The organism is Streptomyces sp. NPDC111516, from assembly GCF_055635345.1.
This window is the reverse complement of the sequence record NZ_JBVKBV010000001.1, coordinates 213422-231929: the sequence shown is the minus strand read 5'-3', so window position 1 is coordinate 231929 and position 18508 is coordinate 213422. Positions and strand designations below refer to the sequence as shown.

The 18508-nt window shown below is 68.3% G+C and carries 14 protein-coding genes and 1 tRNA gene; 5 read left to right on the top strand and 10 right to left on the bottom strand.

Annotated features, from left to right (window positions below):
• Nucleotides 1–80 precede the first annotated feature (80 nt).
• Nucleotides 81–1514, top strand: a complete 1434-nt coding sequence (pyk, locus tag ACZ7L9_RS01105) for a pyruvate kinase (RefSeq protein ID WP_471411355.1) — start codon at nucleotides 81–83, stop codon at nucleotides 1512–1514.
• 8 nt (nucleotides 1515–1522) lie between these two features.
• Here pyk and ACZ7L9_RS01100 read toward each other — a convergent pair whose 3' ends face one another.
• Both ACZ7L9_RS01100 and ACZ7L9_RS01095 read right to left on the bottom strand, forming a co-directional pair.
• A complete protein-coding gene (locus ACZ7L9_RS01100) occupies nucleotides 1523–2302 on the bottom strand; it encodes a helix-turn-helix domain-containing protein (RefSeq protein WP_471411354.1) in 780 nt (259 codons plus the stop codon).
• A 111-nt stretch (nucleotides 2303–2413) separates the two neighbouring features.
• Nucleotides 2414–2486, bottom strand: a tRNA-Leu gene (locus ACZ7L9_RS01095).
• A 100-nt stretch (nucleotides 2487–2586) separates the two neighbouring features.
• Between ACZ7L9_RS01095 and ACZ7L9_RS01090 the strand changes: the two genes are divergently transcribed.
• Complete coding sequence (locus ACZ7L9_RS01090) at nucleotides 2587–3234, top strand: ANTAR domain-containing response regulator (protein ID WP_471411352.1); 648 nt, start codon at nucleotides 2587–2589, stop codon at nucleotides 3232–3234.
• A gap of 74 nt (nucleotides 3235–3308) precedes the next feature.
• Here ACZ7L9_RS01090 and ACZ7L9_RS01085 read toward each other — a convergent pair whose 3' ends face one another.
• The 7 genes from ACZ7L9_RS01085 to ACZ7L9_RS01055 form a co-directional block, all read right to left on the bottom strand.
• A complete protein-coding gene (locus tag ACZ7L9_RS01085) occupies nucleotides 3309–4025 on the bottom strand; it encodes an ABC transporter ATP-binding protein (RefSeq protein WP_471411350.1) in 717 nt (238 codons plus the stop codon).
• Nucleotides 4022–4948: an ABC transporter ATP-binding protein gene (locus ACZ7L9_RS01080; protein WP_471412723.1), complete on the bottom strand. Its 927-nt coding sequence runs from the start codon at nucleotides 4946–4948 to the stop codon at nucleotides 4022–4024. The genes ACZ7L9_RS01085 and ACZ7L9_RS01080 overlap by 4 nt, the downstream gene beginning before the upstream one ends.
• A 5-nt stretch (nucleotides 4949–4953) precedes the next feature.
• Nucleotides 4954–6747, bottom strand: coding sequence for a branched-chain amino acid ABC transporter permease (locus ACZ7L9_RS01075; protein WP_471411348.1), 1794 nt, complete (start codon nucleotides 6745–6747; stop codon nucleotides 4954–4956).
• Between the two features lie 5 nt (nucleotides 6748–6752).
• A complete protein-coding gene (locus ACZ7L9_RS01070) occupies nucleotides 6753–7682 on the bottom strand; it encodes a branched-chain amino acid ABC transporter permease (RefSeq protein ID WP_358860792.1) in 930 nt (309 codons plus the stop codon).
• A gap of 110 nt (nucleotides 7683–7792) precedes the next feature.
• Nucleotides 7793–9001: a branched-chain amino acid ABC transporter substrate-binding protein gene (locus tag ACZ7L9_RS01065; protein WP_471412722.1), complete on the bottom strand. Its 1209-nt coding sequence runs from the start codon at nucleotides 8999–9001 to the stop codon at nucleotides 7793–7795.
• A gap of 648 nt (nucleotides 9002–9649) precedes the next feature.
• Complete coding sequence (locus tag ACZ7L9_RS01060) at nucleotides 9650–10120, bottom strand: PaaI family thioesterase (protein WP_471411346.1); 471 nt, start codon at nucleotides 10118–10120, stop codon at nucleotides 9650–9652.
• 101 nt (nucleotides 10121–10221) lie between these two features.
• Entirely contained in the window at nucleotides 10222–12513 is a 2292-nt protein-coding gene (locus ACZ7L9_RS01055) for an FdhF/YdeP family oxidoreductase (protein WP_471411344.1), read from the bottom strand.
• Nucleotides 12514–12676: 163 nt separating this feature from the next.
• Between ACZ7L9_RS01055 and polA the strand changes: the two genes are divergently transcribed.
• Nucleotides 12677–15388 carry a DNA polymerase I gene (gene polA, locus ACZ7L9_RS01050; RefSeq protein ID WP_471411342.1) on the top strand — a complete coding sequence of 904 codons (2712 nt, stop codon included), beginning with the start codon at nucleotides 12677–12679 and terminating at the stop codon, nucleotides 15386–15388.
• A gap of 87 nt (nucleotides 15389–15475) precedes the next feature.
• Here the strand turns inward: polA and ACZ7L9_RS01045 are convergent, their stop codons facing one another.
• Nucleotides 15476–16312: a DUF4184 family protein gene (locus tag ACZ7L9_RS01045; protein WP_471411340.1), complete on the bottom strand. Its 837-nt coding sequence runs from the start codon at nucleotides 16310–16312 to the stop codon at nucleotides 15476–15478.
• Nucleotides 16313–16498: 186 nt separating this feature from the next.
• On the opposite strand from ACZ7L9_RS01045, the gene ACZ7L9_RS01040 reads away from it, so the two are divergent.
• Together ACZ7L9_RS01040 and ACZ7L9_RS01035 are read left to right on the top strand one after the other, a co-directional pair.
• The gene (locus tag ACZ7L9_RS01040; RefSeq protein ID WP_471411338.1) at nucleotides 16499–18202 is read left to right on the top strand and encodes a lytic transglycosylase domain-containing protein; all 1704 of its coding nucleotides are present in this window, start codon (nucleotides 16499–16501) and stop codon (nucleotides 18200–18202) included.
• A gap of 162 nt (nucleotides 18203–18364) precedes the next feature.
• The gene (locus ACZ7L9_RS01035; RefSeq protein ID WP_266745573.1) at nucleotides 18365–18505 is read left to right on the top strand and encodes an SPW_0924 family protein; all 141 of its coding nucleotides are present in this window, start codon (nucleotides 18365–18367) and stop codon (nucleotides 18503–18505) included.
• Nucleotides 18506–18508 lie beyond the last annotated feature (3 nt).

The window sequence follows — 18508 nt, the reverse complement described above, 5'->3', positions numbered from 1 at the left end:
CAATAACCCTTCATCCAAAGGTCGTTGAGCAGTCATGCGCAGCCAATTAACTACCCGTAGGTAAGGTCTAGGCTCGAACCATGCGCCGAGCGAAAATCGTTTGTACCCTGGGACCCGCCACCGACACATACGACCAGATCAAGGCATTGGTCGAAGCGGGAATGGACATCGCCCGCCTCAACCTCAGCCACGGCACCTACGCCGAACACGAAGAGCGATACCGCCACGTACGCAAGGCCTCCGACGAAAGCGGACACAGCGTCGGCATCCTCGCCGACCTTCAAGGCCCGAAGATCCGCCTCGGACGCTTCCGCGAAGGCCCCGTACTCCTTGAACGCGGCGACGACTTCACCATCACCGTCGAACCCATGGAAGGCGACCGCCACACCTGCGGCACCACCTACGACGGCCTCGCCACCGACGTCACCACAGGCGAACGCATCCTCGTCGACGACGGCCGCGTCACCCTCGAAGTCACCGAAGTCGACGGCCCCCGAGTCCACACCACCGTCATCGAAGGCGGCATGGTCTCCGACCACAAGGGCCTCAACCTCCCCGGCATCGCCGTCTCCGTCCCCGCACTCTCCGACAAGGACATCGAAGACCTCCGCTGGGCCCTGCGCACCGGCGCCGACATCATCGCCCTGTCCTTCGTACGCAGCGGACGCGACATCGAGGAAGTCCACCGCATCATGGACGAGGAGGGCCGCCGCCTCCCCGTCATCGCCAAGGTGGAGAAACCCCAGGCCGTCGACAACATCGACGGCATCGTCGCCGCCTTCGACGGCATCATGGTCGCCCGCGGCGACCTCGGCGTCGAAATGCCCCTGGAGCAAGTGCCGATCGTCCAGAAGCGCGCGATCAAACTCGCCAGGCGCAACGCCAAGCCGGTCATCGTCGCCACCCAGATGCTCGACTCGATGATCGACAACTCCCGCCCCACCCGCGCCGAGGCCTCCGACGTCGCCAACGCGGTCATCGACGGCACGGACGCGGTGATGCTCTCCGGCGAGACCAGCGTCGGCAAGTACCCCATCGAGACGGTCCGCACGATGTCCCGCATCGTGGAGGCCGCCGAGGAGGACATCCTCGCCAAGGGCCTCCCGCCCCTGACCGACCGCAACAAGCCCCGCACCCAGGGCGGCGCGGTGGCCCGCGCGGCGGCCGAGATGGGCGACTTCCTGGGCGCCAAGTTCCTGGTCGCCTTCACCCAGAGCGGCGACACGGTCAGGCGCCTCTCCCGCTACCGCTCGCCCATCCCGCTCCTGGCTTTCACTCCGGCCCCGGCCACCCGCTCCCAGCTCAACCTGACTTGGGGCGTCGAGACCTTCCTCGGCCCGCAGGTTGAATCGACGGACGCGATGGTGGCCCAGGTCGACGAGGAGCTGCTGAAGATCGGCCGCTGCGAGAAGGGCGACGTCGTGATCATCACGGCCGGCTCCCCGCCGGGAGTACCGGGCTCGACGAACCTGGTCCGGGTCCACCGCATCGGCGAGGGCGACGGTCCGAAGTAGGCCGGTCGTCAGTACTTCGGCCCGACGTGGGCGTCCATGAGCGCGACGGACGCCCGTCGGGCGACGGAGATGTTGTACTTCTTGCCCGCGCGTGTGCAGTGCGTCCACTCGATGCCGAGCTTGTCGAGGGTGTCGGTGTAGAGCTGTCTGATGTCGTCCGAGACGTTCGTGAACCAGTACCGCGGATACTCGTACCGCTTCCGCACGCCACCGACCATCCGAGTCGTCCAGTTCATGTTCCGGCAGCCGTCGGAGTGGACGAGTCCGCGGATGAAGTCCCAGGGGTGGGCGTCGACGATCTCCTGCTGCCAGGGTTCGAGGATGATGCGGCGGTCGTGCTTCTTGCCAGGTCCGTGTTGCGGGAAGACGCATGTCCAGTGCTTCGTGAAGGACTTGACCTCGACGCAGCCGTTTCTGCTGCGCCGTGCGGTGCGCGGCATGGGCATCACCCTGAGCATCGCCGACTCTGCTTCTTCGATCAGGCCGGGCCATGTGTCGCCGCAGAAGATCGACAGGTGGTGCTGTTTGGGCTTGGAGATGATGTGGCCGTCGCCGAGGTAGAGCCCCAGTAGATACGCGTACGCAACGCGATCGATGCCCCGACCCGTACATGCGGGGCAGTCGGTGGGCTGCTCATATTGCACGCCGCGGAGCTTGCGGTCCTGGTGCAGCCACCAGCCGATTGTGCCACGAGGGACGTTGAGGAGTTCTGCAACCGCTCGATTGGTGGAGCCACTGTGCAAGAGGGCGAGCGCTTCGTCACGTATCGATGGATTGTGCTGTTCCATACGGTGGAGTCTTGTGTGGCCTTCGCTGGCGTGTGCCAGATTCGAAGGAGCGTTCACCAATAGGAGTGAAGATCGTCAAGCAGTAGCTGGACCTTGGAATCGAAGGGAAAGTGCCCTGGGTGGGATTCGAACCCACGCTGTCGGTGGTTTGAGCACCGTGTCTCTTCCGCTGGACTACCAGGGCTGGCCTTAGCATCAAAGGTTAGCGTAGGCCCGCTGTGACTCAAACATACAGGAGCTAGGTAGTCTCAGGTAGCAGCACCTGCCTTGAAATGAGGAGCACCGTGACAACCCCCGAGCCGCCCCAGCCCGCCGACGACGACAAGTCGCACGTTCCGCCGCTGACGACCCGCGTCGTCATCGCGGAGGACGAGGCGCTCATCCGTCTCGATCTCAAAGAGATGCTGGAGGAAGAGGGCTACGCGGTCGTCGGTGAGGCCGGGGACGGTCAGAGGGCCGTCGAGCTGGCCCGGGAGCACCGGCCGGACCTGGTCATCCTCGATGTGAAGATGCCGGTCCTCGACGGGATCTCCGCCGCGGAGAAGATCGCCGAGGAGTCCATCGCGCCCGTCCTGATGCTCACCGCGTTCTCGCAGCGCGATCTCGTGGAGCGGGCGCGGGACGCCGGGGCGATGGCGTATCTCGTGAAGCCGTTCAGCAAGAGCGACGTGGTGCCGGCCATCGAGATGGCGGTGTCGCGGTTCGCGGAGCTGAAGGCGTTGGAGGGTGAGGTCGCCGACCTCGCGCAGCGGCTGGAGACGCGGAAGCTGGTGGACCGGGCGAAGAGCATTCTGCAGACGGATTACGGTCTGTCGGAGCCGGCCGCGTTCCGGTGGATCCAGAAGACGTCGATGGACCGTCGGCTGTCCATGCAGCAGCTTGCCGAGGCGTTGATCGAGGACGCCGAGGAGAAGAAGAAGGCGGCCGAGTAGCTCGTACGCGCTTGTGAAGGAGGCCCGTACCCGGTCAGCCGGGTGCGGGCCTCCTTCATGCGTACGGGAGGGGGTCAGTCCTCGCCGAGGTAGGCCTTGCGGACGGACTCGTCGTGGAGGAGGTCCGCGCCGGTGCCGGAGAGGACGATCTTGCCGACCTCCATGACGTGGCCGTGGTCCGCGAGGGAGAGTGCGGCCTGGGCGTTCTGTTCGACGAGCAGGATGGTGGTGCCCTGGGCCTTGAGTTCGACGATGGTCTCCATGATCTTCTGCATCATGATCGGGGAGAGGCCCATGGAGGGTTCGTCGAGCATCAGGAGTTTGGGCTGGCACATGAGGGCCCTGCCCATGGCGAGCATCTGCTGTTCGCCGCCCGAGAGGGTTCCGGCGGCCTGCTTGCGGCGTTCCCCGAGGATGGGGAAGAGGTCGTAGGCGCGCTGGATGTCCTTCTCGATGCCTGCCTTGTCGCTGCGGAGGTAGGCGCCGAGTTGGAGGTTCTCGGTGATCGTCAGCCGGGGGAAGATGTGGCGTCCCTCGGGGGAGTGGGCGAGGCCCAGGGAGACGACCTTGTGGGCCGGGATGTTGGTGAGTGGTTGGCCGTCGAAGGTGATGCGGCCGCCGACGGGCTTGAGGAGCCCGGAGAGGGTGCGCAGGGTGGTGGTCTTGCCCGCACCGTTGGTGCCGATGAGGGTGACGACCTGGCCGGCTTCGACGGTGAAGGAGATGCCCTTGACGGCTTCGATCTTGCCGTAGGCGACGCGGAGGTCCTCGACCTCCAGTAGTGCGGTCATCGGGCGTCCTCCTCCTCGGTGCTGGTGGTGCCGGTGGTGCTGTTGCTGTTGCTGTTGCTGTCGGCGGCGGCGTCAGCCGCCTCGGTGGCGACGGCTTCGGCGGCTTCGACCTCGGCGACTTCTTCGGCGCCGGGGGCGCCTTCGAAGGGGGTGCCGAGGTAGGCGGCTACGACGCGTTCGTCGCTCTGGACGACGTCGGAGGTGCCTTCGACGAGTTTCTCGCCCTGGACGAGGACGGCGACGCGGTCGCAGAGGTTGAAGATGAACCGCATGTCGTGCTCGATGACGAGGACGGCGATGCCTTGGTCGCGGATGGCGAAGATGAGCTCTTCGGTGACGCGGGTTTCCTGCGGGTTCATGCCGGCGGTGGGCTCGTCGAGGAGGAGGAGTCCGGGGTCGCTGGCGAGGGCGCGGGCGATTTCCAGCTTGCGCTGGTCTCCGTAGGGGAGGTTGCGCGCGAGGTGGTCGGCCTTGTCCTGGAGGCCGATGAATTCCAGGAGTTCCATGGCGCGTTCGCGGCTGGCGTTCTCGGCTTTGGTGAAGCCGGGGAGCCGCAGGAGGGCGGACCAGAGGCCTTCCTTGGTCCTGGTGTGGCGTCCGACGAGGACGTTCTCCAGGACGGTCATGTTGGCGAAGAGCCGGATGTTCTGGAAGGTGCGGGCGATGCCTGCCTGGGTGACGAGGTGGGGCTTGGGCGGCAGGACGGTGCCCTTGTAGCTGACCTTGCCCTCGGTGGGGACGTAGAGGCCGGTGAGGCAGTTGAAGAAGGTGGTCTTGCCGGCGCCGTTGGGGCCGATGAGGCCGACGATTTCGCCCGCGTTGACGGTGAGGTCGACGTTGCGTACGGCGGTGAGGCCGCCGAAGCGCATGGTGACGCCGTTCGCGTCGAGGACTGTCGTGGCGGTTTTCGTGGTGGTGGTCATGGTGGTCACGCCCCCGCCTTGGCGATGCCGGCGCCGGTCTCTTCGGACTGCCGTGGTTCCGGTACGTCGATCGGGTCGTTCTCGTGGAATTCGAGCTGCTTCCTGCGGTCGGCGACCAGGCCTTCGGGACGCAGGCGCATCAGGAGGATGAGTGCGACGCCGAAGAGGAAGAGCTGGTAGTCCTGCATGAACTGCAGCTTGGCCGGGATGAGGTAGAGCAGTGCGGCGCCGACGAGGGGTCCGCTGAGGGTTCCCATGCCGCCGAGGATGACGGCGGCGAGGAGGAAGGCGGAGTTGGGTGGTACGGAGCCGGCGAATTGGTACTGCTCGGGTGTCACGGTGTAGTTGACGTGTGCCTGGACGGTGCCGGCGAGGCCGGCGAGGGTGGCGCCGAGGGCGAAGGCCAGCAGTTTGAGCCGGAAGGCGTTGATGCCCATGGCGGTGGCTGCGGTCTCGTCCTCGCGGATGGCGACCCAGGCGCGGCCGATGCGGGATTCTCCGGAGCGGCGGAAGACGAGGACGACGACGGCGGTGAAGACGAGCATCAGCAGGTAGTAGTTGGCGGACCTGCCGAGGTTGAAGCCGAGGATGTCGTGCTTGAGCCCGAAGTCGAATCCGAAGAAGTTGAGGTCGGGGATGCTCGGGATGCCCTGGGAGCCGTTGGTGAGGTCGGGTCCGCTGTTGCCGTTGAGGTTGTTCACGGTCAGGCGGAAGATCTCACCGAAGCCGAGGGTGACGATGGCGAGGTAGTCGCCGCGTAGTCGCAGGGTCGGGGCGCCGATGAGGACGCCGAAGACGAGCGAGGCGCCGGCGCCGGTCAGGACGGCAGCCCAGAAGGGGAATTCGACGCCGATGGCCGACATGGTGGAGCCGGAGACCAGGGCGGCGGCGTAGGCGCCGACGCCGAGGAAGGCGACGTATCCGAGGTCGAGGAGGCCGGCGAGGCCGACGACGACGTTGAGGCCGAGTGCCACGGTGCCGAAGATGAGGATGTTGGCGCCGATGAGCGCGTATTCCTCCTTCTGCTGTGTGAAGGGGAAGCAGACGGCTGCGACGAGGGCGGCGGCGAGGGTGATGTTGCGGTGCTTCGTGGTCAGCGCGGTGAGGCGGGAGACGAGTCCGGCCCGGTGGAGGGCGGTGAAGGCGAAGCCGACGGTGATGAGGAAGCCGATGAAGAGTTCGGTGTAGTCGGTGTCGATGCCGTAGGCGAAGATGTAGAGGCCGATGCCGAACGAGACGACGATGATGAGGATTTCGGCCCAGTCGGGGAGGGCCTTGGCCCGGGGGGCCGACGGTGCGCGGAGGCTGTCGCGGAAGCGTTCCCAGGCGGTGGTTGCGGTGGTGGTGTGCGGCTGGTCGCCGGGGAGTCCGAGTGCGGCGACGGCGGCGATGAGTGCGCCGATGCCGCTGACCCAGGCGCCGGGCTCCAGGTTGACGACGCCGCCGAGGTCGTACGCGATGGCGCCGATGGTGTAGCCGGTGGTGCCGAGGGTGCCGAGCGCCAGGAGGCGGACGGGGCTGTTGGTGCCGCCGGGGGTGAGCAAGCCGAGGCCTCGGATGCCGTACCCGGACAGTGCGAAGAGCAAGGTGAGTGCGGCGCTGATGAGGGTGAGGACCTGGAGGCCGCCGGGGTAGCCGGTGACAGTGAGGTCGCCGGGGAATTCGCTGGTCCAGGTCCAGGCGAGGAAGGTGCCGGCGAGTGCGACGGCAGCGCCCGCTAGGGTGCCGATGCGGGCGGCGGCTGCGGGGATCGCGAGGAAGGGGGCGGCCCCGGGTGCGGTGGTGTGGTTGGTGGTCATCCGTATCACGCCCGATCCGCGACGCGTTCGCCGAGCAGGCCCTGGGGCCGGATCAGCAGGACGACGATGAGGAGGACGAAGGCCCATACGTCCTTCCAGGCGCCGCCGCCGAAGAGTTCCATGCCGGGGACGTCGCTCATGTAGCCGATGGCGAGGGATTCGGCGACGCCGAGGACGATGCCGCCGAGCATGGCGCCGTAGATGTTGCCGATGCCGCCGAGCACGGCTGCGGTGAAGGCCTTGAGGCCCATGAGAAAGCCCATTCTGAAGCCGATCACGCCCTGCTTGAGCCCGTAGGCGACGGCGGCGATGGCGGCGAACGCGGCACCGATGGCGAAGGCCATGACGATGATGCGGTCGGTGTTGATGCCCATGAGCTTTGCGGTGTCGGGGTCCTGGCTGGTGGCTTGCATGCCGCGGCCGGTGCGGGTCTTGGAGACGAAGAGGCCGAGGGCGATCATGCAGATGGGGGCGGTGATGAGGACGAAGAGGTCACCGCGCTGGATGTGGGCGCCGAAGATGTCGATCGCTTCGCCCTTGAACTGGGGGAAGGAGCGGTCCTTCTTGGCGTCGGGGTACCACTTCCAGATGGCCTGCTGGAGTGCGAGGGAGAGTCCGATGGCGGTGATCAATGGGGCCAGTCGGGGGGCGTTGCGCAGGGGCCGGTAGGCGAAGCGTTCGGCGGCTGTTCCGACGGCGACGGAGCATATGACGCCGCCGATGATCATGAGTGGGATGATCGCGAGGAGGGAGACGCCGGCCGGCATCCAGAGGTACACGGTGAGAGCTCCGAAGCCTCCGATCATGAAGATCTCGCCGTGGGCGAAGTTGATGAGCTGGATGATTCCGTAGACCATCGTGTAGCCGATCGCGATGAGACCGTACATCGCGCCGAGGATGAGTCCATTGGCCAGCTGTTGCGGCAGTTCGTTCACCGCAGGGCCTCCGTGGAGTGGTTCGGATATGGCACCGCGCGGGAGCGCTGGCAGCGCTCCCGCGCGGTCTGGGTGTCAGTTCAGTGCGTGCCCGGGAGGGCCTGCGGGGGTCAGGGCTTGTAGGCCTCGCTGAGCTTGGAGGTCCACTTGCCGCCGTCGACCTGGTAGGCGGTCATCATGGTGTTGGTGGTGTCGCCGTATTCGTCGAAGGAGACGGGGCCGGTCACGCCGTCGAACTTGACCTTGGCCATGGCTTCGAGGACCTTGACGCGGGCGTTGTCGGGGAGCTTGCCGTTGTTCTCGGCGACGGCGAGCTTGACGGCCTCGATGATCGACCAGGTGGCGTCGTAGGTGCCGCCGCCGTAGGCCTCGTAGGCGTCCTTGTATCCGGCCGTCTTGTAGTCCGCGATGAACTTCTTGGCGGAGTCGAGTTCTTCGACGGGCTTGCCGACGGAGGTGGCGATGTCGCCCTGGGCCTTCTTGTTGAGCTTGATGAAGTCGGCGCTGTACATGCCGTCGCCGCCCATGAGGGGGATCTGGACGCTGTCCTTGAGCTGCTGGCTCAGGGGTGCGCCGGCGGGGTACTCGCCGCCGTAGTAGACGGCCTTGGCACCGGACTTCTTGACCTTGGTGACGACGGCGTTGAAGTCGCGGTCGTCGGGGTTGACGTGGTCGGTGCCGACGATCTTGCCGCCGAGGGTGGTGAAGGTGTTCTTGAAGGAGGCGGCGAGACCGGCGCCGTAGGGCTTCTGGTCGTCGATGAGGTAGACCTGCTTGATCTTCGCGTTGTTGAAGAGGTACTTCGCTGCGAAGGCGCCCTGGATCTGGTCCGTGGTGGCGGTGCGGAAGTAGGTCTTGTAGGGGCGCTTCTTGTCGCCGGTCTTCCAGTTGTCGCCCTGGGTCAGCTCGGTGCCCGTGTTGGCGGGGGAGATCTGGGTGAGGGAGGCGTCGTTGAGCGGCTTCTGCATCGACTGGGAGACGCCGGAGTTCAGCGGGCCGACGACGCCGACGACGGTGTCGTCGTCGATGAACTTCTGGGCGTTCTGCTGGCCGACGGAGGGCTGCGCCTGGTCGTCGAGCGGCTTGACCTCGAATTTGATGCCGGGGACGGTCTTTTCCTTGTTCGCCGTCTTGGCGGCGAGGTCCGCGGAGTTCTTGATGCCGAGGCCGAGGGCGGACAGGTCGCCCGTGATGGGCGCGTCGACGCCGATGACGACGGTCTGGGTGTCGCCGCTGCTGCTCTTCTTGCTGTCGTCGCGCGACCCGCAGGCGGTGAGTGTCAGTGCTCCTGTGGTGAGCACTGTGGTGAGGATGAGCAAAGAACGGTGTCGCACGAAAGGTCCTTTCCCTGGCGCGGCCTCCTCTGCTTGAGGTGCCGTGTCGTTCGCCGGGCCGTACTGGTTGGTACAGGGCCGTGCTGCAGACGCGCCCGGCGGCGCGGTGACTGGCGGTGACTCTAGGCGCAGGTGTGGGGGTCCGGGATGGGTCCGCCGCAGGATGTGACTGTCTTGTTATGCCTTTGAGCAAGGCTTGAGGTGGCTGTGCTGACATGTACGGTTTTTTGCCGGTCGGGCAAAGTGACCGCATGGTGAGAACACGCAGCTCTGCTAAGGGGCTTGGGCCGATCTTGCTGCTGTCGCGCGGTGGGGGCGGGAAGGGGCCCGTGAGGGCGCGACGAGCTGCCCGGCGGCGGTGGGGCCGGGTTCGGGGTGCTGCGTGGAGCCGTTTGCGCCTGGCGCGCTTGTTACGCAGTGTTACATCTGGGTCGATGTGGTCGACGCGGTGTGGTGTGCGTGGATTGCTGAGTGGGCCATATAACGGAGTGCGTGGTCAAGGGTGTTGACGAGTTCGGTTGCCCAACTGTGTTGTGTGCGTGGGCGGTTGTGGGTGGGAATGGCGCTGCCCGGCCGGATTGTGGTCCGGTCGGGCAGCGGTGTGGTGCGTGTGGTGCGGTGGGTTCCGGTTGGTCAGGCGGCGTCGGGTTGGGGTGCGTCGCGGAGCATGCAGGTGAGTCGGGCGGTGCAGACCCGCTTGTCGTGCTCGTCGGTGATGGCGATCTCGTAGGTGGCGGTGGAGCGGCCGCGGTGTACGGGGGTGGCGACGCCGGTGACGAGACCGCTTCCTACCCCTCGGTGATGGGTGCAGTTCAGGTCGACGCCGACGGCGAGCTTGGCGGCGCCGCCGTGGAGCATGGAGCCGATCGAGCCGAGGGTCTCGGCGAGGACGGCGGAGGCGCCGCCGTGGAGCAGTCCGTACGGCTGGGTGTTTCCCTCGACGGGCATGGTGCCGACGACGCGGTCCGCGGAGGCTTCGGTGATCGTGACGCCCATGCGCTCGCCGAGGTGGCCGGCGGAGAAGAGGGCGGGCAGGTCGACACCGAGTGCGGCGTACTCGTCGATGATCTCCTGGGGGAACTTGGGTGTGGTGTGCTCGCCCATGGGGTCCGGCTCCGATCGTCTGCGGTGGTTCACAGGCTTATTGCTGTATGCGTTGTTCTTATCAGACGACTGAGCGAACGCTTAGTGAGCTGTGGTACGGATCATTCCCGGTCGGCCTGCCCCTGGATGTTTTCGAAGCGCACGACGACGGACTTGCTGGCGGGGGTGTTGCTGGTGTCGGCCGTGGAGCCGAGGGGGACCAGCACGTTGGTCTCCGGGTAGTAGGCGGCGGCGCAGCCCCGGGCCGTCGGGTAGTGCACGACGCGGAAGCCGGGGGCGCGGCGTTCCACGCCGTCCTTCCACTCGCCGACCAGGTCGGTGTACGCGCCGTCGGCCAGGCCGAGTGCGCGGGCGTCTTCGGGGTTGACCAGGACGATGCGGCGGCCGCCCTTGATGCCGCGGTAGCGGTCGTCGAGGCCGTAGATCGTGGTGTTGTACTGGTCGTGCGAGCGCAGGGTCTGCAACAGCAGCCTGCCTTCGGGGAGTTCGGGGTACTCGACGGGTGCGGCGGTGAAGTTGGCCTTGCCGGTCGTGGTGGGGAAGCGGCGTTCGTCGCGGGGGCCGTGGGGGAGGGTGAAGCCGCCGGGAGCGGCTACGCGGGCGTTGAAGTTCTCGAAGCCGGGGACGACGCGGGAGATGCGGTCGCGGATCGTCGCGTAGTCCTTCTCGAACTCCTCCCAGGGGGTGGTCGATCCGGGGCCGAGGACGGCGCGGGCGAGACGGGCGACGATGGCGGGCTCGGAGAGCAGATGGGGGCCGGCCGGGGTGAGGTTGCCGCGCGAGGCGTGGACCATGCTCATGGAGTCCTCGACGGTGACGAACTGCTTGCCGCTCGCCTGGACGTCCTTGTCGGTACGGCCCAGTGTCGGCAGGATCAGCGCGCGGGTGCCGGTCACGGTGTGCGAGCGGTTGAGCTTGGTGGAGACGTGGACGGTGAGGCGGGCGCGGCGCATCGCGGCCTCGGTGACTTCCGTGTCGGGGGTGGCCGCGACGAAGTTTCCGCCCATGGCGAAGAAGACCTTGGCGTCGCCGTCGCGCAGTGCCTCGATGGAGCGGACGACGTCGTAGCCGTGGTGGCGCGGAGAGGTGATCGAGAATTCCTTGTCGAGGGCGTCGAGGAATGCGGGATCGGGCCGTTCGAAGATGCCCATGGTGCGGTCGCCCTGGACGTTGGAGTGGCCGCGGACGGGACAGACTCCCGCGCCGGGGCGGCCGATGTTGCCGCGCAGCAGGAGGAAGTTGACCACTTCGCGGATGGTCGGCACGGAGTGCTTGTGCTGGGTGAGGCCCATGGCCCAGCACACGATGGTGCGCTTCGAGGCGAGGACCATCGCGAGGGCCTCCTCGATGGCGCCGCGGTCGAGGCCGGTGGCGGCGAGGGTCTGTTCCCAGTCGGCTTCGCGGGCCGCGGTCACGAACTCCTCGTAGCCGTGGGTGTGCTCCCGTACGAAGGTTTCGTCGACGGCGCCCTCGGTCTGGAGGATCATCTTGTTGAGGAGTCGGAAGAGGGCCTGGTCGCCGCCGATACGGATCTGCAGGAAGAGATCGTTGAGCGCGGCGCCCTTGACCATGCCGAGCGGGGTCTGCGGGTTCTTGAACCGCTCCAGGCCGGCCTCGGGCAGTGGATTCACCGAAATGATCTTCGCGCCCGCCGACTTGGCCTTCTCCAGGGCGGAGAGCATCCGGGGGTGGTTCGTGCCGGGATTCTGTCCGGCGACGATGATCAGGTCGGCCTGGTGGAGGTCCTCCAGCGAGACGCTGCCCTTGCCGATGCCGATGGTCTCCACGAGTGCCGAGCCGGATGACTCGTGACACATGTTGGAGCAGTCGGGGAGGTTGTTGGTGCCGAATTCGCGGGCGAACAGCTGGAGCAGGAACGCCGCCTCGTTGCTGGTGCGCCCCGAGGTGTAGAAGAGGGCCTCGTCGGGGGAGTCGAGCGCGCCCAGTTCCTCGGCGATGATGCCGAAGGCGCGCTCCCAGGCGACCGCCTCGTACCGCTCGGCGCCCTCGGGGAGGTACATGGGCTGGGTGATCCGCCCCTGCTGGCCGAGCCAGTACCCGCTGCGCGAGGCGAGATCGGCGACCGGGTGCGCGGCGAAGAAGTCGGGGGTGACGCGGCGCAGCGTCGCTTCCTCGGCGACGGCCTTGGCGCCGTTCTCGCAGAATTCCGCGGTGTGCCGCTTGTCGCCCTCGGGCCAGGCGCAGCCGGGGCAGTCGAAGCCGTTCTTCTGGTTGACCTTGAGGAGGGTCTGCGCGGTGCGCCGCAGGCCCATCTGCTGTTGGGCGATGAGCAGGCTGTGGGCCACGGCCGGCAGTCCGGCGGCCGCGTGCTGCGCGGGTTCGACCTGCGGTGCGTCCTGGACCGGGTCACCTGTGGGCGGCTTCGTGGCCATGGTGCGCTCCTCTTCGAGGCGATACCGATGCCCATGCGCGCGGTGCGCGTACGCATCGATGCGGTACGTGTTCCTCGCGCGATCCTGCCACGCGGCCCCGACGGAGCGTCCGGGGAGTCACGTGCGGTCGGGATTGTCAGTGGTCCGTGGCAGGATCGGGGACGTGGCTGAGACGGCATCGAAGAAGACGGCAGACAACCGACCGCGCCTGCTCCTGATGGACGGGCACTCCCTGGCGTACCGGGCGTTCTTTGCGCTGCCTGCGGAGAATTTCACAACAGGGTCGGGGCAGCCGACGAACGCGGTGTACGGCTTCGCCTCGATGCTGGCGAACACGCTGCGTGACGAGGCGCCGACGCATTTCGCGGTGGCGTTCGACGTCTCGCGCAAGACCTGGCGCTCGGAGGAGTTCCCGGAGTACAAGGCGAACCGTTCGAAGACCCCGGACGAGTTCAAGGGCCAGGTGGAGCTGATCGGCGAGCTGCTCGACGCGATGCACGCCGACCGTTTCGCGATCGACGGTTTCGAGGCGGACGACATCATCGCCACGCTGGCCACGCAGGCCGAGGCGGCCGGTTTCGAGGTGCTGATCGTCACCGGTGACCGGGATTCGTTCCAGCTGATCACGGACAACGTCACCGTGCTGTACCCGACGAAGGGCGTCTCGGAGCTGACGCGCTTCACCCCGGCGAAGGTCGAGGAGAAGTACGGGCTCACGCCGCGGCAGTACCCGGACTTCGCGGCGCTGCGCGGTGACCCGTCGGACAACCTTCCCGGCATTCCCGGCGTCGGTGAGAAGACCGCCGCGAAGTGGATCAACCAGTTCGGTTCGTTCGACGACCTGGTTGAGCGGGCCGAGGAGGTCAAGGGCAAGGCGGGTCAGAATTTCCGGGACCATCTGGACGCGGTGCGGATGAACCGCAGGCTGACGGAGATGGTCCGCGACGTGGAGTTGCCGAAGACCCCGCAGGACCTGGAGCGCGCGCCGTACGACCGCACCGCGGTGACCGGCGTGCTCGACGTCCTGGAGATCCGTAACCCGAGCCTGCGCGAGCGGCTGCTGGCCGTCGACCCGGGCGCGGCCGAGGACCGGGCCCCGGCGCCCGCCGCGGGCATCGAGCTGGACGGCGCGGTGCTGGGCGCGGGCGAGCTGGCGCCCTGGCTCGCCGAGCACGGCGGGCAGCCGCTCGGCGTCGCCACCGTCGACACGTGGGCAGTGGGTGCCGGCACGGTCACCGAGGTCGCGCTCGCCGCGGCCGACGGCGCGGCGGCCTGGTTCGACCCCGCGGAGCTCGACGAGGGCGACGAGCAGGCGTTCGCCGCCTGGATCGCCGACCCGGAGCGGCCGAAGGTCATGCACAACGCGAAGAGTGCCATGCGGGTCTTCCCGGAGCACGGCTGGCAGGTCGACGGCGTCACGATGGACACGGCGCTGGCCGCCTATCTGGTCAAGCCCGGCCGCCGTTCCTTCGCGCTGGACGCACTGGCGGTGGAGTACCTGGGCCGGGAGCTGGCCCCCGCGACGGCGTCCGACGGGCAGCTGGCCTTCGGCGCGGACGACCAGGCCGAGGCCGACGCCCTGATGACGCAGGCCCGCGCAGTCCTGGACCTGGGGGACGCCTTCACCACCCGGCTCGCCGAGGTCGGCGCGGCCGAGCTGCTGCATGACATGGAGCTGCCGACGTCCGTCCTGCTGGCCCGTCTGGAGCGGCACGGCATCGCCGCGGACCGGGCCCATCTGGAAGGCATGGAGCAGCAGTTCGCCGGCGCGGTGCAGCAGGCGGTGAAGGAGGCGCACGCCGCGGTCGACCACGAGTTCAACCTCGGTTCGCCCAAGCAGCTCCAGGAAGTCCTCTTCGGTGAGCTGGGCCTGCCCAAGACGAAGAAGACGAAGACCGGATACACGACGGACGCCGACGCCCTGGCCTGGCTCGCCGCCCAGACCGAGCACGAGCTGCCGGTCATCATGCTGCGCCACCGCGAACAGGCGAAGCTGCGGGTCACCGTCGAGGGCCTGATCAAGACGATCGCGGCCGACGGCCGTATCCACACCACGTTCAACCAGACGGTGGCGGCGACCGGCCGGCTCTCCTCCACCGACCCCAACCTGCAGAACATCCCGGTCCGTACGGACGAGGGCCGGGCCATCCGCCGGGGCTTCGTCGTCGGCGAAGGCTTCGAAACGCTGATGACGGCCGACTACAGCCAGATCGAACTGCGGGTGATGGCCCACCTTTCCGAGGACGCCGGCCTCATCGAGGCGTTCACCTCCGGCGAGGACCTGCACACGACGGTCGCCTCGCAGGTCTTCGGCGTCGACAAGTCGGCCGTCGACCCGGAGATGCGCCGGAAGATCAAGGCCATGAGCTACGGACTCGCGTACGGGCTCTCCGCGTTCGGCCTCTCCCAGCAGCTGAGCATCGAGGCGGGCGAGGCGCGCGGCCTGATGGACACCTACTTCGAGCGGTTCGGCGGAGTGCGTGACTATCTGCGCCGCGTGGTGGAGGAGGCCAGGGCCACCGGCTACACGGAGACCGTCTTCGGTCGCCGTCGCTACCTCCCCGACCTCAACAGCGACAACCGCCAGCGCCGCGAGATGGCCGAGCGGATGGCGCTCAACGCACCGATCCAGGGCACGGCGGCGGACATCGTCAAGGTCGCCATGCTCCACGTCGACCGGGCGCTGACCGAGGCGAAGCTGAAGTCCCGGATGCTGCTCCAGGTCCACGACGAAATCGTGCTGGAGATCGCCGAGGGCGAGCGCGCGCAGGTGGAGGAGATCCTCCGCCACGAGATGTCCACGGCCGTGCAGTTGCGCGCCCCGCTCGATGTCTCGGTCGGTGTCGGCACGGACTGGGAGTCCGCGGCGCACTGACACACCGCACAAGCGCGGCGCGGTAACGCGGCGCACCGACGCTCCGGCGCCGGACGGGCCCGGGGGTTTTCGGAGACTCCCGGAGAATCAGGCCCGTCCGGCGACCGAGGGCACGGACGCACGCGGTCGCCGCAGCCGCATCCACGCCCCGTACAGCACCAGGCCCACCACCAGTCCCGCCCCGGCGCCGAAACAGGCGGTCGGGATGATGTCCAGCGGGGTGTCGATGTGCCCGACGTACGCGTACCGGCGTGCGCACCGGTGTACGACGCCGAGCAGTACGCAGACACTCAGCAGCGCCCCCGCCGGCCATCGCCCCCGACGGTTCAGCACGGGCACGGACGACGGGGCCGGGCGCGCCCCTGTCCGCCGCAGCCCCGACACCGTGAACCAGGCGAGCACGGCCAGTGCCACGGCCGAACTGCCGTACTGCACCAGTTGGAACACGGGATGTCCGCCCACGCTCCCGTCGAGCACCGGCACCAGTCGCACACCCCACCGGTCGTGATGGGTGAAGGCGTCCCAGACGACATGGGTGGCGGACCCGATGACCGCCGAGAGCGCGAACCACCCACCGTCCCGGACACCCCGGGCCGGTCGCCCGGGTGCGCGCCGGCCCCGTACGAAGGTGTGCACCCGCCCTTGCCAGGCCCCCGGCATCAGTGCCACCAACGGTTCGCGCAGCAGCAGCCACAACGCCACCACGGCCCCGGTGATCAGCACATCGACCGTGCACACGCCCCACACGGAATGGGTGACCTGCCCGAACTCCATGGCTCCCGGGATCGCGGTAGCCGCGTAGTACGTCATGTCGGGCGCGAACGAGCCCGCGACGAGCGCCGAGGCGAGGAGCGGGCCGCGCGCCGTTCCGTTGCGCCGTATCCCCGGGAGCACGGCGGCGGCATGACTGAGGGTGAACGGCATGGCGGCAAGTATGCGCGAGCCGCTGTTGCCCGTCCGGCGACCGCCGTACAACTTGCTGTCCGGAACGTGAAAATCAGGTAAGAACCGGTCAGTGCACGGTGTTCCGGCCGCACGAGTTGCCGTAGGGTCGCCTGAGTCCAGGCGCTGGGGAGCGCGGACAGCCGTCGAAGGGGAGGGGCCAGAGGTATGGCAGCGCAGTTCGGTCGCCGACTTCGCAAGGGGGCGACCACCACCGCTGTGGCCGCCGTCGCCGTGGCGGCGCTCTCCGCCTCCGGGGCCCCTGGCGCACCGCTGGTCGGCGGCAGCGGCGACCCGAAGTCCACCGGAACGACACCTTCGCCCGACGACAGCGCGGCCACCGGCAACTCGCCGTACTACACGGACCTGCCCCCGCTGAACACGCCCGACAAGCCGGGCACGTCCACGAATCTGCCCGTCACCGGCAGTGCCGAATCCGGTATCCCGGCTTCGATCCTGGCCGCGTACAAGAAGGCCGAACAGACCATCGCGGGCAGCGACGCCGCCTGCCGGCTGCCGTGGCAGCTGCTCGCCGCGATCGGCAAGGTCGAGTCCGGCCATGCCCGCGGCGGCCGGGTCGACGCGAACGGCACCACGTTCTCCCCGATCCTCGGCCCGGTCCTCGACGGCCGGGGCTTCGCCCTGATCCAGGACACCGACAACGGGGCGTACGACGGGGACGCGACGCACGATCGCGCCGTCGGCCCGATGCAGTTCATCCCGTCCACCTGGGCGACCTGGGGCCAGGACGGCAACGGCGACGGCCGCAAGGATCCCAACAACATCTACGACGCGGCGCTCGCCGCCGGACGCTACCTCTGCGCCGGCTCCCGCGATCTGTCCATCGCCACGGATCTCGACCGGGCGGTCCTGAGCTACAACCACTCGGACGCCTACCTCCGTACCGTCCGCTCCTGGTTCGACTACTACAAGCGCGGCACCCACGAGATCCCCGACGGCACCGGCGTGATCCCGCCCGGCCTCGGCGGTACGGACGCGAGGCCCGGCAGCCCGAGTCCGTCCCCTTCGCAGTCCGGGTCCGCCAAGCCCGGGCCGAAGCCGAGCCCGGCCCCCTCGAAGCCGGGCGGTGGCGGCACGACCGGCCCGACCCCCACTCCCACCCCCACTCCCACCCCCACGCCGTCCCAGACCCTCGCGGGCCTGGAGAACGCCGGCACCGGCCCGCTGACCGCCACCGCGGGCGACGCGTTCGCCGAGCGGATCAAGGTGCGGGCCAGGAACAGCCTCGGCGGCCCGCTCGCCAGGGTGTCCGTGACCTTCACCATCGCCGGTGACACGGACGCGGCCTTCGACGGCGGGAAGAAGGCGGTCACCCTCCTCACCGCGGCCGACGGCACGGTCACCGCCCCGGTGCTGAAGGCGGGCGAGAAGACGGGGAAGTTCACGGTGCGGGCCGTCGCCACCGGTCGCTCGCTGCCGGCCGTCACCTACAGCGCCACCGTCACCGCCCGTCGGGCCGACGCGATCGCCAGGACCGACGACAAGGCCCTGACCGCCGCGCCCGGCGCCGAGTTCGCCGACACCGTCGAGGTCAAGGCCACCTACAAGGGCGCGGTCGCCGACGGTGTGGCCGTCACCGCCACCGTGATCACCGACGCGGCGGAGCCCGCCGAGAACGACAAGGGTCCGTACTTCAAGGACGCGGACGGCAAGACGGTCCGCACCCTCACGAACCTGAGGACCGGCGCCGACGGCACCCTGAAGCTCCCGAAGATCTACGCCGACGACACCGCGGGCACGTACAAGCTGCGCCTCACCACCGAGGGCGGCGCCACGATCGTCATCGAGCTCGAGGTCGAGGCCCCGCCGGCTCCGGAGACATCGCAGACGCCGGAGCCCCCCGCCGCCTGATCAGCCAGGCCGCACGTCACGACAGCCCCTCCGCCCTCACCCGGCAGAGGGGCTGTTGCGCTTATTCCCATCCCGCGCCCGGTGTTCTCATCTCGCGCCCGCGTTGCTACGGTGCCCCAACCCTGACGACCCATCAGATACGTGTTCTCCGGGAGGACCGGCATGCGTGCCCTCGTCGCCGCCGCCATCGGGCTGGCCGCAGCCCTCGCGCTCGTCTTCACCATCAGCGCGATCGGCGCCCCGCCCGGAGAGACCTCGCCCAAACCTCTGCTGACCACCGTCCCGGGACCCAAGAACCAGTAACCG